Here is a 14,540-nt window from a genome sequence, read left to right on the forward strand (position 1 = left end):
GGGCGCGGCATTTTCGTATGTCCGCACGTGGAACGCACAGGAACGAGGCACGAGATGACTGACCCCGTGACGCTGGACGGCGAGGGTTCGATCGGCGAGTTCGACGAGAAGCGTGCCGAGAACGCCGTGCGCGAACTGCTGATCGCGGTCGGCGAGGACCCGGACCGCGAGGGACTGCTGGAGACCCCGGCGCGCGTCGCGCGGGCCTACCGGGAGCTGCTGGCCGGCCTGCGGCAGGAGCCGGAGGACGTCCTCACGACGACGTTCGACCTGGGGCACGACGAGATGGTCCTGGTGAAGGACATCGAGATCGTCAGCCTGTGCGAGCACCACCTGCTGCCGTTCCACGGCGTGGCCCACGTCGGCTACATCCCGGCGGTGAGCGGCAAGATCACCGGACTGTCGAAGCTGGCCCGTCTCGTCGAGGTCTTCGCGCGCCGCCCCCAGGTGCAGGAACGACTCACCACGCAGATCGCCGACTCCCTGATGCGCATCCTCGAAGCACGGGGTGCCATCGTCGTCATCGAGGCCGAGCACATGTGCATGTCGGTGCGCGGTGTGCGCAAGCCGGGCGCGAAGACCACGACGTCCGCGGTGCGCGGGCAGCTGCGCGACTCCACGACCCGCGCCGAGGCGATGAGCCTGATACTGGCGCGGTGAGCGCCGGGCGCGGTGCGGTCCCGTGTGCCGAGGGCCCGGCGGGTGGGTACGGGACCGCGCCCGCGGCGACGGCCGGCGGATGCGGAGCTTCGCGGGGCGGTTACGCCGCCGGGGCCGCGCCGCCGCCCGGGGTGTTCTCGTCGTCGTCCTCCGGGAGCCGGCACACGCGCTCCAGGAACAGGGCCGCCGCTATGACGGCGATGCCCGCGACGACGGAGGCTCCGGCGTAGATCGCCTGGTCGCGGCGGGTGGGCAGGTCCAGGGACTCCAGCAGGAAGACACCCGTGCCGCCGTACATGCCGGACACGAGGGCGGCCACCAGCGCGCTGGCCTGCCCGAAGACGACGGCACGCGCGGCCATCATCGGGTCGACGCCCTTGGCGCCGGGCTCGCGCTCCCGCTGCGCCCGCAGCCGGGACCGCAGGGACAGCGCGGTGGCCAGCAGGACCACGGCGATCAGCGCCAGCACGATGGGGGCGGCCAGGGGAACGCTGGGGAGGGTCCCCACCGAGTTCCACAGGCGGGCGCCTGCCCAGGACAGCACTCCGGCGACGACGAACACGCCGACCAGCACCCTGACGCGCAGCTCTCTCACGGTGTCCCTTCAGCTCCCCCCGACTGTTCACCCGACGGCCCGCCCGGTCGGGTCGCCCCGGCGGTCCTGTCGACCTTAACGACTACTCGGGCAGCCAGAGTTCCAGATCGGCGCGGGGTGTCACACCGTCCCGCGAGACGGCCGCGAGCAGACCGGCCACCGGGCCGTGCCCCGCCAACTGCGCCTCGGGCTCCACGTCCAGCCACGGGGCGAGCACGAACGCCCGCTCGTGCGCGCGGGGGTGCGGGAGCGTCAGCACCGGGTCGTCGGAGACGTCGTCGGCGTACGCGACGATGTCCACGTCGATCGTGCGCGGCCCCCAGCGCTCCTCGCGGACCCGGTTGAAGGCCTCCTCGACCGCGTGCGCCCGCTCCAGCAGGGACGACGGCGGCAGCGTCGTCTTCAGGACGATCACCGCGTTGAAGTACGCGGGCTGGCTGCCCGGCTCGACGCCCCACGGCTGCGTCTCGTACACCGGGGAGACCGCCTTCACGCGCACCCCGGGGGTGTCCTCCAGGGCGTCGACGGCGCCCTGGAGTGTCTCCAGGCGGTTGCCCAGGTTGGAGCCGAGGGACAGCACGGCGCGGCGCGGGTTGTGGAGGGTGGTGTCGGCGGCGTCGATCTTCTCGACGACGGACGCGGGCACCGGCTGGACGGTCGGGTCGTGACCCTCGGTGAAGGACGCGGTCATGCTCGGCTCCGGATGATGGTGACGGTCACGTCGTCGAAGGGGACCGTGATCGGCGCGTCCGGCTTGTGGACGCAGACCTCGACCTCCTGGACCCCCTCGTGCTTGAGACAGACCTGGGCGATGCGCTCGGCCAGCGTCTCGATGAGGTTGACGGGCTCGCCCACGACGACCGCCACGACCTCCTCGGCCACGACGCCGTAGTGCACGGTCTTCGTCAGGTCGTCGGTGGCCGCCGCCGCGGCGGTGTCCAGCCCGAGCACGAGATCCACGATGAAGGTCTGGCCCTCCTCCCGTTCCCGGGGGAAGACGCCGTGGTGCCCGCGGGCCTTGAGGCCGCGCAGCGCGACACGATCCACGCGAATCACTCCTGCAATCGTCGGTGACGGCCGGCTCCCGCCGCGTGCGGACGGCGGCCCGGCCTCGAACGAATCTACCTGCGGACACTGTCAGTCCCGGGCCACGGGGTGGCGGGCCGGGGCGGCCGGGCGGGATCCCGTCGCCCGTTTCCCCGCGAGAACCCGGTGGCTCATGGGTCGGTAGCCGCCCCTACCCACGGGGCCGTGATCCCAACCACGTCCGGCGGTGGCCGCGGCTCAGGCGGTCGGCTTGTCCTCGTCGTCGGCGTCCTCGTCGGACTCCGACAGGACGGGGGAGCCGTGGTGGGACCACAGCTTCCAGCCGTCGGAGGTGCGCCGGAACACGTTGGTGGCGACCACGAGCTGGCCGATGAGCGGGCCGAGTTCGTCGCCCTCGGGCGCCGGTCCGCCGCTGAGGATGTTCTCGGTGCAGGTCACCAGCGCGGTGTCGCCGGTGACGGAGACGTGCACGTCGGTGAGGAAGAACTGGATGTACTCGGTGTTCGCCATGATCAGCGCGTACGAGCGGAGGATCTCGCCGCGGCCGGTGAGCACCGGCCAGCCGGGGTGCACGCAGGAGACCACGCCGGTGTCGGCGGGGTCGTGGTACTCCTCGTCCACGCCGAGGTCCGACGGGGTCAGCCAGAGCGCGGACAGCGTGTCGAAGTCGCCCTGCTCCACCGCCTCGTAGAAGGCGGCGTTGGCGCGTTCGGCTTCCTCGACGTCGGTGTGGGCCTGGCTCACCGGGCTCCCTCGGCGTCCGTGCCGGGCGGGACCGGGGCGGCGGAGGGCGCCGTGTCCGTGCCGGGCGTCGTGGTGGTGTGCGGCGCGGTGCGCGCGGACTCGACGGCGTGCGCGACGCGTACCGCGTCGGCCGTGGCGCGCACCTCGTGCACGCGTACCGCCCACGCGCCCGCGTGCGCGGCGAGGGCGGAGACCGCCGCGGTGGCGGCGTCCCGCTCGCGGGCCGGCGGCGGGGCGCCCTCGGGGCCGGCCAGTACCCGGCCCAGGAACCGCTTGCGGGAGGCGGCCACCAGCAGGGGGTGACCGAGGTCGAGCAGTCGTTCGAGGTGGGCGAGCAGGACGAGGTCGTCGTCGGTGCCCTTGGAGAAGCCGAGGCCCGGGTCCACGACGATCCGGTCGGGCGCCACACCGCCCGCGAGCACCGCCTCCACGCGCGCGTGGAGCTCGTCGACGACCTCCCGGACGACGTCGGTGTACACGCCCCGGATGTTGCCGCCGGCCAGGAGGCCGCGCCAGTGCATGACGACGAAGGGGGCGCCCGCGGCGGCCACGGCGGGGATCATCGCCGGGTCGGCGAGGCCGCCGCTCACGTCGTTGACCAGGGCGGCACCGGCCGCGAGCGCCTGTTCGGCGACGCTGGCCCGCATGGTGTCGACGGACACGGTGACGCCCTCGGAGGCGAGGCCGCGCACGACGGGGACGACCCGCCGCAGTTCCTCTGCCTCGTCCACGCGGGTGGCTCCCGGGCGGGTGGACTCACCGCCGACGTCGACGAGGTCGGCGCCCTCGGAAACCAGGTCGAGGCCGTGCTTGACGGCCGCCGTCGTGTCGAACCAGCGGCCGCCGTCCGAGAAGGAATCGGGGGTCACGTTCACGACCCCCATGACCGCACAACGGTCCCAGACCGGAAGGCCCGCGACGCGCCCGCGTCCGCTCTGCTTGCTCATACGTTCAGCGTAGGCCCCCGGGGGTGGGCCCGGCCGACGCGGGCGGGAGCGGGGCCGCGCGCCGACCGGCGGTCGTTGCGCAGGGGTGCGGGGCGGGGCGCCGCCGCCGAGCCCCGGGGTGCCGGGCCGGGCGTCGCCGCCGGGGGCCGAGCCCTGCCGTCCCGCGCCGTCGCCTCCCCGGTGGCGCCCTGCGCGGGCTACCGCGCGGTGCCCCCGCGGGCGGGCTCCGGCGCCGGTCCCCGGTGGTCCGGTCCGGGGGCCGCTCCCGGTGCCGTGGTGGCGGGGGCGCCGGCGTCCGGGGCGCACCGGCGGGCGGTGCCCGGCGACGTGTGGGCGCAGGGGCGTGCGGTGTGCGGAGTGCGGCGCAGGAGGCGCGGCAGGGGCAGGGCCAGGTTGACGAAGCCCTCCGCGCGCAGGGCCGCGAGGCCGATGCGGGGCAGGTCGCCCGAGGACCGGTAGACGAGGAAGCGCGGTTCCCAGCGCGGGCGGAACTTCGCGTTGAACCGGTACAGCGACTCGATCTGGAACCAGCGCGACAGGAACACCAGCAGGCCGCGCCAGACGCGCAGCACCGGCCCCGCGCCCAGCCGTTCGCCGCGCGCCAGGGCGGAGCGGAACATGGCGAAGTTCAGCGAGACGCGGGTGATGCCGAGCCGGGGCGCCTCGCGCAGGGCGGCGACGATGAGCAGTTCGTTCATGCCGGGGTCCGCGGCGCGGTCCCGTCGCATCAGGTCCAGGGAGACGCCGTCGTCGCCCCACGGCACGAAGTGCAGGACGGCCCCGAGGTCGCCGTGGGGGAAGTGCCCCTGGGCGCCGCGCGCCGCGGCGGGGTCCGTCCGCAGGTGGGCCGTCGCCACCAGGCAGTCGCCGTCGTCCGGGTCGCCGATCCGGCCGAGTGCCATGGAGAAGCCGCGTTCCGTGTCGGTGCCCCGCCAGTCGTCGGCGGCGCGGCGGATGCGGGCGAGTTCCTCCTGGCCGATGTCGCGCACGCGCCGCACCCGGGTCTCGTAGCCGGCCCGTTCGATGCGGCCGACCATCTGGCGGACGTTGCGCATGGGCCGTCCGGCGAGGGAGAAGTCCGCCACGTCGACCACGGCCTCGTCGCCGAGTTCGAGGGCGTCGAGGCCGGTCTCGCGGGTCCACACCCCGCCGCCGGTCTCCGAGCAGCCCATGACCGCCGGGCTCCAGGAGTGCGCCCGTGCCTCGTCCATGAACCGCTCGATGGCGCCCGGCCACGCCTCGACGTCGCCGATCGGGTCGCCGCTCGCGAGCATCACGCCGGACACGACGCGGTAGGTGACGGCCGCCTTGCCGCTGGGCGAGAAGACGACCGCCTTGTCGCGGCGCAGCGCGAAGCGGGCGAGGGAGTCGCGGTGGCCGTGCCGGCCGATCAGCGCGCGCAGCCGTGCCTCGTCGTCGGGGGTCAGGCCGGCCGCCGGGTGTTCGGGGCGCAGGGCCAGGTAGATCGTGGTGACCGCGGTGAGCAGGCCGAGGGCGCCGAGGGAGAAGGCGACCGTCCAGGAGGTGGAGCCGCGGTAGTCGACGGGGCCCTCGAAGCCGAACAGGCCGTAGACGACGTGGGTCAGTCGTTCGGCCGGGCCCGGGTCGCCGACGGTGCGTCCGGGGTGGACGCTGACGATGATCATTCCGAGGACGAGGGAACCGGCGCCCATGGAGACGACGTTGGCCAGCGCGCGCCACCGGCTGCGCGGGTCGGGCAGTGCGGCGAACTCGTCGCGGTGCCGCAGCAGGGGCACGAGGAGCGCGAGCGAGACGACGGCCCCGACGACGGAGTGCCGGTACGTGAACTGCGCGACCGCGCCGGCCGGCAGCAGCACGGCCGCCGCGCGCCAGGCCCGCCGCTTGCGGCGCTTGAGGCCGTGCGCGAGCAGCAGCAACAGCACGCCCGTGCTGAGCGACAGGGCCGCCGCGAACGGACCGAGCGCGCCCGGGAGGACCTCCGCGAGGGCGTGCACCCGGCTGCGCCGGAACGTGGGGAAGACACCGGCGGCGACGTCCAGCAGGCCGACGAGGACGCAGGCCCGGCCGACGAGTGCCGGGACGGCCTCGGGGCGCGGGCCCCGCAGCGCGCGTACCGGGCGGTTCGGCCGGGCGGCGAGGCGGGCCGGTGCGTCCGCTTCTGTCCTGATAGGCATCGGTACCCGCAATTTCACGAAGGGCTCCTGGACCGCCGCCCGTTCGGGCGGCCGTCGGCACTGCCCTCTCTAGGACGGCGTCTCGGGAGGAGAGGTTCGTCCCTCCGGGGAAAGCTCCGTCGAAGACCAGGGAAAGGCGGCACCAAGCCCTCGCCAAGGGAACGCGCGGGCGGCCCCGGCGGCGGGCGCAATGGACGGGAGCGGACCGGCGGGGAACCGACCGGCCGAGGCGGACCAGGACGGGCACCGGCCCCGCACGCGTGGCGGCGGACCGGGCGGAGAGCGCAGGCAGGGAAGCCCATGGGTCTTACGAGCTACGCGGTGCTGGTGCCGGCGGTGGCAGCCGCCGTGCTGCTGTTCGTCGCGACGGTGTGGTGCTGGCCCCGGCTGGCGGGGCCGGGGGTGCGTCCGGTGGGCGCGAGGGTGGGGCTGCTGCTGGCGACCCAGCTGGCGCTGTTCCTGTCGGTGGGCCTGGGGGCCAACCGGGCCTTCGGCTTCTACTCCGACTGGTCGGACCTGCTGGGCCTGGAGAACGCCCCGGGCGTCGTCGCCGGGCGGACGGAGGGCGGCGCCGGGGCGGCGGGCCCGCTCCAGGTGCTGGACGCGGGGCGGGTGAAGGGCGTCGGGGGCGGTTCCGCCGCCCCGGCGGGCGGGCGGGTCCAGCGGGTCGACATCGCCGGGCGGGCGAGCCGCATCGCCTCGTCCGCGTACGTGTACCTGCCGCCGGAGTACTTCCAGTCCCGGTACCGCACGCGCACGTTCCCGGTGTCCGTCGTCCTCACGGGCTACCCGGGCACGGCCCGCGCGCTGGTGGACAAACTTCACTACCCGCGTACAGCGCGGAAACTGGCCGAGACCGGACGTATGCAGCCCATGATCCTCGTGATGCTGCGGCCGACCGTGGCGCCGCCGCGCGACACGGAGTGCGTGGACGTGCCGGGCGGCCCGCGGACCGAGACGTTCTTCGCGAAGGACCTGCCCGACGCGGTGGCGGCGCACTACCGGGTGGCGCCCAGGCCCGTGGGCTGGGGCATCGTCGGCGACTCCACGGGCGGCTACTGCGCGCTGAAGCTCGCGCTGCACCACCCGCGCGTGTACGCGGCGGGTGCGGGCCTGTCCGCGTACTACGAGGCGCCGTCCGACCCCACCACCGGCGATCTCTTCCAGGGCGACGACGCACTGCGCGACCGCGCCGATCTGCGCTGGTACGTCGACCACATGCCGGCGCCCGACACCTCGCTGCTCGTGACGACGAGCCGGCACGGCGAGGCCAACTACCGGGACACCCTCGACTTCGTCGCGCGCGTACGGGCCACGCACCGCACCGGTGTGGCGTCGATCGTGCTGGACAGCGGCGGCCACAACTTCAACACCTGGCGGCGGGAGATCCCGGCCACGCTCCAGTGGCTCAGCGGCCGGCTCGCCGCCCGCTGAGCGGCCGCCGGGCCGCCGGGCGCGGTGTCCGGGGCGGTGCCCGGCCCGGACACCGCGCGAGAGGCGTGTCCGCCGGGCGCCCCAACGCCTGTGAACGTTTCGGCGGAGCTGTGTTTTTGCCGGGCGGGGCACCGCAATTCGCCTACGCGCGGTAAGTTTCTGGCCATGCCACGTGGACGTCACCGCCATTCCCCGCCTCTGCACAGGCTGCTGCCTCCCTCGGCGATCGCCGGCGTCTCCCTCGTCTGCGCCTTCGGCCCCTGGTTGTTCACCCAGACCGCGGTGCTCCGGGTGCTGGCCGCGGCCGCCGCGGTGACGGCCGTGGGGGGCGCGGTGGTCATGCGGCGCTGGGACGTCCAGGCGGGCAGGCAGGTCGCCGACCTCACGCGCGCGCGTGCGGGCGACGAGTGGCGTTTCGAAGAACGTGTCGCCGAACTGGAGACCGATCTCGAGGAGTCCCGCGAACTGCGCGCGAAGCTCGAACAGCGGCTGCGCGCGAAGCGGTCGGAACTGGCGGGCCTGCGCAACGAGCACGCGTCGCTGCTGCGCCGCTACGCCACGGCGGAGACCGAGCGCGCCAGCGCCCTGGAGGGGCGCAGGCTGCTGGAGATCGAGGCCACGGCCCCGTCGCGGGCGCTGCCCCCGGGTGCCGCCCAGGCGCGCACGGAGGACGCCGCGACGCCGGCCGTCCCCGCGCAGTCCGGCGCCCCGCGCGCGGAGAACGCGGACGGCGGGCGTGCCGCGACGGACACCGGCACCGACGGCACCGGCTCCGGCTCCGACGACGACGCCGACGAGGCGCGTGCCGACGGCGGACGCCCGGCCCGGCCCGCCGCGTTCTCGCCCGAGGGCCGCCACCTCTACCGCAAGGCGGGCCAGGCGCTCTCCCGGCTCGACGGCGGCCACGACGGTGCCGCGGCGGAGGAGTCCCCGGACGCCGGCACCGCGCGCCCGCACGGCGCCGCCGGTACGGAGGCCGCAGCGGAGGACGAGGCCGAGGGGCAGTCCCAGGCGGTCGACGGGCACCAGCGCGCGACCGCCGCGAACCCCACGCCGGGCGGGGACGGTTCCGCCGCCCCCGCGCCGAAGGCCGCCTCCCCGGCCCCGACCGCGCCCGTACCGTCCGCCCCCGCGGGCAGGCACGCGGCCCGGCCCGAGTCCGCGCCCGCCCCGTCCGCGTCGGCCACCGGGCACTTCACCGTGCCGACGGCGGTGGCCGTCGTGCCGCCGGCTCCGGCCGCCCGCCGCCCGGTGTCCGGGGGCAGCTTCGACTTCTTCGGCACGCAGGCGGAGGCGGCCGCGGGGGCGCTGGACGCCGTGCGCGACGAGGACCTGGCGGACGTCGTCGGCCAGGAGGCGCTGGCGGAGCGGTCCGCGACGGCCCCCGAGCCCGCGCCGGACGCCGAGAACGCCGCCGGGGCCGAGAGCGCCGCCGACGACACCGAGAACGACGAGGACGCCGCCGAGAGCCACGTCATCGACCTGACCGCCCACGACGAGACCGAGCACATCGACGTGCAGCGGCTGCGGAGCGCGGCGTCCTGACGCCCGCCGCACCGCGGCCCGGAAACGGTCCGGCCGCCCGGCCGCCACGGGCGGCCGGCGTCGGCGGCCGGTGGGGGAGACTGTCCGCATGACTCCAGGGACCCGGACCACGGTCGGGATCGGCGGCGCCGCCGAGAGCACCGACATGGTGCTCAACATCGGCCCCCAGCACCCCTCGACGCACGGTGTGCTGCGCCTGCGGCTGGTGCTGGACGGCGAGCGCATCACGCACGCGGAGCCGGTGATCGGCTACATGCACCGCGGCGCGGAGAAGCTCTTCGAGGCCCGCGACTACCGCCAGATCATCATGCTCGCCAACCGCCACGACTGGCTGTCGGCGTTCTCGAACGAACTGGGCGTGGTCCTGGCCGTCGAGCGGATGCTCGGCATGGAGGTCCCCGAGCGCGCGGTGTGGACGCGGACCCTGCTCGCCGAGCTGAACCGGGTGCTCAGCCACCTGATGTTCCTCGGCTCCTACCCTCTGGAACTCGGCGGCATCACACCGGTCTTCTACGCGTTCCGCGAGCGCGAGACGCTGCAGAACGTCATGGAGGAGATCTCCGGCGGGCGCATGCACTACATGTTCAACCGCGTCGGCGGCCTCAAGGAGGACATGCCGGCCGGGTGGACGGGACGCGCGCGGGAGGCCGTCGCGGCGGTGCGCGCCCGCATGGACGTGTACGACGACCTGGTGCTCGGCAACGAGATCTTCCGCGGCCGTACGCGCGGGGTCGGCGCCCTCTCGCCGGAGGCCGTCCACGCGTACGGCGTGAGCGGTCCCATCGCGCGCGCGTCCGGGGTCGACCTCGACCTGCGGCGCGACGAGCCCTACCTGGCATACGGGGAACTCGGGGACACCCTGGAGGTGATCACCCGTCAGGAGGGCGACTGCCTGGCCCGGTTCGAGGTCCTGCTCGAGCAGACGCACAACGCGCTCGCGCTGGCCGACGCTTGCCTCGACCGGCTCGCCGACCTGCCGCCCGGCCCGGTCAACCAGCGCCTGCCGAAGGTCCTGAAGGCGCCCGAGGGCCACACGTACGCCTGGACCGAGAACCCGCTCGGCATCAACGGCTACTACCTGGTGAGCAAGGGCGAGAAGACCCCGTACCGGCTGAAGCTGCGCTCGGCCTCGTACAACAACGTCCAGGTGCTGTCCGAACTGCTGCCCGGGACGCTCGTCGCCGACATGGTGGCCATCCTCGGGTCGCTGTTCTTCGTGGTCGGCGACATCGACAAGTAGTCGGCGACAGACAGTCGTTGACAGGCAGTGGTCGACAGGCAGTCGTTGACAGGCAGTGGTCGACAGGCAGTCGTTGACAGGCAGCGGTCGACAGGCAGTGGTCGACAGGCAGTCGTCGGCGGACAGTGGTCGACAGGCGGTCGTCGGCGGACAGTGGTCGACAGGCGGTCGCCGACGCGGAGTTCGGGACGACGCCGGGCCGCGGACAGCGGGTAAGGCGCGCGGCCGGCGGCGGTCAGCCGTCGGTGTCCGCGAGGGGGTCCGGGACGCCCACCGGCTGGAGCAGCCAGCCGAAGTCGCCGAGACCGCCCGGCGCGGTGAGTTCGGCGGCCTCGCCCGCGCTCGCCAGGGCGCGTACGTACGCGGCGGGCCGCGTCGAGGCGAGCGCGAGCGGAGGACGCGCGCCGGAGACACCCAGGGCGCGCAGTGCCGCCCGCTGGGGGAGCAGGCGCGCACCGGGCAGCGCGCACGCGTCGAGCGCGACGTGCGCCGTGATGTCGCACGACCCGTCCGGCACCGCCCGGGTCTCCCGGCCGTCGCGGAAGCCGGTGAGGGTGCCGAACCGGGGGCGCGCCGCCGCGGTGTGGGCGTAGTCGACGGCGACGGCGAGACCCCTGTCGAGCGTCGCGACCGCGGCGGCCCACGCGGTGTCCCGGGGGAGTCCGATCTCCGCCCGTGCGCCCGGGGCGGCCGGCAGCGGCCACCACCGGGCCAGCCAGGCGGCGTCCTCGCCGGTGACCGGGCCGCCGGGGCGCTCGGTGCCGTCGTCGCGCACGAGGACCCGCCGTACGCGGCCCGCGGCGTCCGTCTCGGCGACGTCGACCGGCACGTTGTCGAGCCACTCGTTGGCGAACAGCAGCCCGCGGGTCCCCTCCGGCGGTCGCGGGCACCAGGCGATCCGGGGGTCGAGTCCGGCGGGCCGGTCCGCGATCTCCACGGCGTACGCGCGCGTGCGTGCCGCGACGTCCTCGGGCAGCGCCGCGAGGACCCCGGCGGCGAGTTCGCCGTGCCCGGCCGCCATGTCGACGAAGTCCAGCACGGCGGGCCGGCCGAGCGCGTCGTCGACCCGGCGGAGCAGGCGGGCGACGGCGCCCGCGAACAGCGGGGACGCGTGCACGGACGTACGGAAGTGCGCGGCGGGACCCGCGGCCCGGCGGTAGAAGCCGTCCGGCCCGTACAGCGCGGCGTGCGCGGCCTCGCGCCAGCCGCGCCACGCACCGCCCTGCTCCGGCGCGCCGCCGTCCGCCGCGCCCTGCGTGCCGTTCCGGGTGCCCTCTGCCACGGGGCAAGGCTATGCGGGTCGCCGCGGCGCGCCTCCACCTTGCGGAGTACGCGCGTGCCGGTCGGATCGGCCCTCCGGTTGACCTCGGTGGGCACGGCGCGTACCTACGCTGGGTTGTGTGCAGCGCCTCTACGACTTCCTCCGCAGGCACCCGACGTGGGTGGACGCCTTCTGGGCCGTCGTCCTGCTCGGCATTTCCGTCGTGAGCGCCTCCAGCTTCAGCGACCGGGGCACGCGCAGCGGCCCGCTCGCCGGGGCGGTCGTCGTGTCGCTGGTGCTGCCGGTCGTGGTCGCGCTGCGCCGCCGGATGCCGGAGAAGATGCTGCTGCTGGCCGCCTTCACGGGCCTCGCGCAGCTCGCCTTCGGCATCGAGCCGGTCGCCGCGAACTTCGCGATGCTGGTGATCGTCTACACGGTGGCCGCCGTCGGCGCCCGCTGGGCGTCCCGGTTCGCCCTCACCGCCGGGCTGTGCGCGGCGACGGTCGGGGAGCTGCGCTGGCCCGAGCAGAGCACCAGCGGTCTGGGGCACGTGGCGATAGCGGTGTTCCAGACGGTCCCGTTCGCGCTGGCGTGGGTGCTCGGCGACTCGATGCGCACCCGCCGTGCGTACTTCGCGCAGCTGGAGGAGCGCGCCGCCCGCCTGGAGAAGGAGCGCGAGGCGCAGGCCAAGGTCGCGGTCGCCGCGGAACGTGCCCGCATCGCGCGCGAACTGCACGACGTCGTCGCGCACAACGTGTCGGTGATGGTCGTGCAGGCCGACGGTGCCGCCTACGTCCTCGACTCGTCCCCCGACCAGGCGAAGAAGGCTCTGGAGACGATCTCCTCCACCGGCCGCCAGGCGCTCGCCGAGATGCGCCGCCTGCTCGGCGTGCTGCGCACCGGCGAGCACCAGGAGGGCGGCGAGTACGTCCCGCAGCCCGACGTGGAGCAGATCAACGACCTCGTCGGGCAGTGCCGGGGCGCGGGCCTGGCCGTCGACTTCAAGGTCGAGGGCACTCCGCGTCCGCTGCCCAGCGGCGTCGAGCTCACCGCGTACCGGATCGTGCAGGAGGCGCTCACCAACACCCGCAAGCACGGCGGCCCCCGGGCCGGTGCGAGCGTGCGGCTCGTCTACTTCGACGACGGTCTCGGCCTGCTCGTCGAGGACGACGGCAAGGGCGCCCCGCACGAGCTGTACGAGGAGGGCGGCGCCGACGGCCGCGGGCACGGTCTGATCGGCATGCGGGAGCGCGTCGGCATGGTCGGCGGCACCCTCGACGCGGGCCCGCGTCCCGGCGGCGGCTTCCGCATCAGCGCGCTGCTGCCGCTGCGTCCGGCGCAGTAGCCGCCCGGCACGGGGGCAGGGGCGCTCCGGCGTCCGGCACGCGCCCGCGTACCGTGCGGTTCCGGGGTGCGGGACGCGATCCGCGAACCGTGACCGACGAAGTTGCAGACGAGGAAGAGGACCCGATGACGATCCGCGTGATGCTCGTCGACGACCAGGTGCTGCTGCGCACCGGGTTCCGGATGGTGCTCGCCGCCCAGCCGGACATGGAGGTCGTCGCCGAGGCCGGTGACGGCGTCGAGGCCCTGGAGGTGCTGCGCTCGACCGAGGTCGACGTCGTGCTGATGGACGTCCGCATGCCGAAGCTGGACGGCGTCGAGACCACGCGGCGCGTCTGCGCGCAGCCGGACCCGCCCAAGGTGCTGATCCTGACCACCTTCGACCTGGACGAGTACGCGTTCTCCGGGCTGAAGGCGGGGGCCTCCGGGTTCATGCTCAAGGACGTGCCGCCCGCCGAGCTGCTGTCCGCGATCCGTTCCGTGCACAGCGGCGACGCGGTGGTCGCGCCCTCCACCACCCGCCGTCTGCTGGACCGTTTCGCCCCGCTGCTGCCCAGCAGCGGGAAGGAGCCCCGGCACAAGGAGCTGGAGCGGCTGACCGGCCGCGAGGGCGAGGTCATGATCCTGGTGGCGCAGGGGCTGTCCAACGGCGAGATCGCGGCCCGGCTGGTGCTGTCCGAGGCGACCGTGAAGACGCACGTGGGCCGCATCCTGACCAAGCTGGGTCTGCGCGACCGGGTGCAGGTGGTGGTCCTCGCCTACGAGACGGGCCTGGTGCGGGCCGGCGGCCACGGCTGAGAAGCGGGGCGGCCGGACCCGGTGGCCGGGCCGGGCGGTCCGCGGTCCCCGTGCGCGCCCCCGGACGTGACACGGGCGTGACCGGGGCCCACTAGGGTCCTGCGCATGCTCCTGTGGATCAACGGCCCCTTCGGCGGCGGCAAGACACAGACCGCGTACGAGCTCCGGCGGCGGCTGCCCGGCAGTGTCGTCTGCGACCCCGAGCACGCCGGGTTCGGTCTGCGCCGGATGCTGCCGCCCGAACTGCGCGGCGACTTCCAGGACTTGGCGTCGTGGCGGCAGGGTGTGGTGGAGGTCCTCGACCTGGCCCTCACCGGGCAGGACGGTGTGGTGATCGTGCCGATGACCGTCACCGATCCGGACTGCTTCGCGCAGACCGTCGGCCGGCTGCGCGAACTCGGCCACGACGTACGGCACTTCACCCTCCTCGCGCAGCGCGAGACCGTACTGCGGCGGCTGCGGGAGCGTGGCCTCGGGTTCCTCGTGCCCCGGCCGCTGCGCCGCACATCGGTTCCGCGGCGCGACAGTTGGGCGGTCGAGCGGCTCGACCACTGCCTGGAGCGGCTGCGGGGGCCGGAGTTCGCCGAGCACCTGTGGACGGACGGTTCGACGGTGCCGAAGACCGCCGACCGGATCGCCGTCCTGGCGGGGCTGACGCTGCGCCCCAACAGGGAGGGCGCGCCGCGCACCAGGCTGCGGCAGATCCGCGTCGCGCTGCGGCACATACGCTTCGACTGATCAACGGGGCCGACCGGCAAGGGAGTTGGGC

13 protein-coding genes and 1 pseudogene are annotated in these 14,540 nt (G+C 74.7%); 7 read left to right on the forward strand and 7 right to left on the reverse strand.

Annotated elements, in window-relative coordinates; all coding sequences use genetic code 11:
• The first annotated feature begins 54 nt into the window (after positions 1-54).
• Complete coding sequence (gene folE, locus ACFZA0_RS34905; RefSeq protein WP_391024452.1) at positions 55-660, forward strand: GTP cyclohydrolase I FolE; 606 nt, start codon at positions 55-57, stop codon at positions 658-660.
• A gap of 100 nt (positions 661-760) precedes the next feature.
• Here the strand turns inward: folE and ACFZA0_RS34910 are convergent, their stop codons facing one another.
• The 6 genes and pseudogenes from ACFZA0_RS34910 to ACFZA0_RS34935 form a co-directional block, all read right to left on the reverse strand.
• Positions 761-1,255, reverse strand: a complete 495-nt coding sequence (locus tag ACFZA0_RS34910; RefSeq protein WP_391024454.1) for a DUF3180 family protein — start codon at positions 1,253-1,255, stop codon at positions 761-763.
• An 82-nt stretch (positions 1,256-1,337) separates the two neighbouring features.
• Positions 1,338-1,946: a 2-amino-4-hydroxy-6-hydroxymethyldihydropteridine diphosphokinase gene (folK, locus tag ACFZA0_RS34915; RefSeq protein WP_391024455.1), complete on the reverse strand. Its 609-nt coding sequence runs from the start codon at positions 1,944-1,946 to the stop codon at positions 1,338-1,340.
• Positions 1,943-2,302 carry a dihydroneopterin aldolase gene (gene folB / locus ACFZA0_RS34920; RefSeq protein WP_391024457.1) on the reverse strand — a complete coding sequence of 120 codons (360 nt, stop codon included), beginning with the start codon at positions 2,300-2,302 and terminating at the stop codon, positions 1,943-1,945. The genes folK and folB overlap by 4 nt, the downstream gene beginning before the upstream one ends.
• Positions 2,303-2,539: 237 nt before the next feature.
• On the reverse strand, positions 2,540-3,046 hold the full coding sequence (locus ACFZA0_RS34925; RefSeq protein ID WP_391024459.1) for a nuclear transport factor 2 family protein: 507 nt from the start codon (positions 3,044-3,046) through the stop codon (positions 2,540-2,542).
• The gene (folP, locus tag ACFZA0_RS34930; RefSeq protein ID WP_391024460.1) at positions 3,043-3,993 is read right to left on the reverse strand and encodes a dihydropteroate synthase; all 951 of its coding nucleotides are present in this window, start codon (positions 3,991-3,993) and stop codon (positions 3,043-3,045) included. The genes ACFZA0_RS34925 and folP overlap by 4 nt, the downstream gene beginning before the upstream one ends.
• 329 nt (positions 3,994-4,322) lie before the next feature.
• Positions 4,323-6,149 (reverse strand): annotated as a pseudogene (locus ACFZA0_RS34935) (phosphatidylglycerol lysyltransferase domain-containing protein); the annotation flags it as partial.
• Between the two features lie 300 nt (positions 6,150-6,449).
• On the opposite strand from ACFZA0_RS34935, the gene ACFZA0_RS34940 reads away from it, so the two are divergent.
• The 3 genes from ACFZA0_RS34940 (at position 6,450) to ACFZA0_RS34950 (ending at position 10,368) form a co-directional block, all read left to right on the forward strand.
• Entirely contained in the window at positions 6,450-7,583 is a 1,134-nt protein-coding gene (locus ACFZA0_RS34940; protein WP_391024462.1) for an alpha/beta hydrolase-fold protein, read from the forward strand.
• Between the two features lie 165 nt (positions 7,584-7,748).
• Complete coding sequence (locus ACFZA0_RS34945) at positions 7,749-9,128, forward strand: hypothetical protein (RefSeq protein WP_391024464.1); 1,380 nt, start codon at positions 7,749-7,751, stop codon at positions 9,126-9,128.
• A gap of 88 nt (positions 9,129-9,216) precedes the next feature.
• Positions 9,217-10,368 (forward strand): NADH-quinone oxidoreductase subunit D, encoded by a 1,152-nt coding sequence (locus tag ACFZA0_RS34950; protein WP_391024466.1) that lies wholly within the window; start codon positions 9,217-9,219, stop codon positions 10,366-10,368.
• A 235-nt stretch (positions 10,369-10,603) separates the two neighbouring features.
• On the opposite strand, the gene ACFZA0_RS34955 is transcribed toward ACFZA0_RS34950, so the two are convergent.
• Positions 10,604-11,650, reverse strand: coding sequence for an SAM-dependent methyltransferase (locus ACFZA0_RS34955; RefSeq protein ID WP_391024468.1), 1,047 nt, complete (start codon positions 11,648-11,650; stop codon positions 10,604-10,606).
• A gap of 118 nt (positions 11,651-11,768) precedes the next feature.
• On the opposite strand from ACFZA0_RS34955, the gene ACFZA0_RS34960 reads away from it, so the two are divergent.
• From ACFZA0_RS34960 to ACFZA0_RS34970, 3 genes are all read left to right on the forward strand, one after another.
• Positions 11,769-12,974, forward strand: coding sequence for a histidine kinase (locus ACFZA0_RS34960; RefSeq protein WP_391024470.1), 1,206 nt, complete (start codon positions 11,769-11,771; stop codon positions 12,972-12,974).
• A 125-nt stretch (positions 12,975-13,099) separates the two neighbouring features.
• A complete protein-coding gene (locus ACFZA0_RS34965) occupies positions 13,100-13,771 on the forward strand; it encodes a response regulator (protein WP_391024538.1) in 672 nt (223 codons plus the stop codon).
• A gap of 105 nt (positions 13,772-13,876) precedes the next feature.
• Positions 13,877-14,509, forward strand: a complete 633-nt coding sequence (locus tag ACFZA0_RS34970) for an AAA family ATPase (protein ID WP_391024471.1) — start codon at positions 13,877-13,879, stop codon at positions 14,507-14,509.
• Positions 14,510-14,540 lie beyond the last annotated feature (31 nt).

It is taken from the genome of Streptomyces sp. NPDC008150, from assembly GCF_042956945.1.
Lineage (GTDB): Bacteria > Actinomycetota > Actinomycetes > Streptomycetales > Streptomycetaceae > Streptomyces.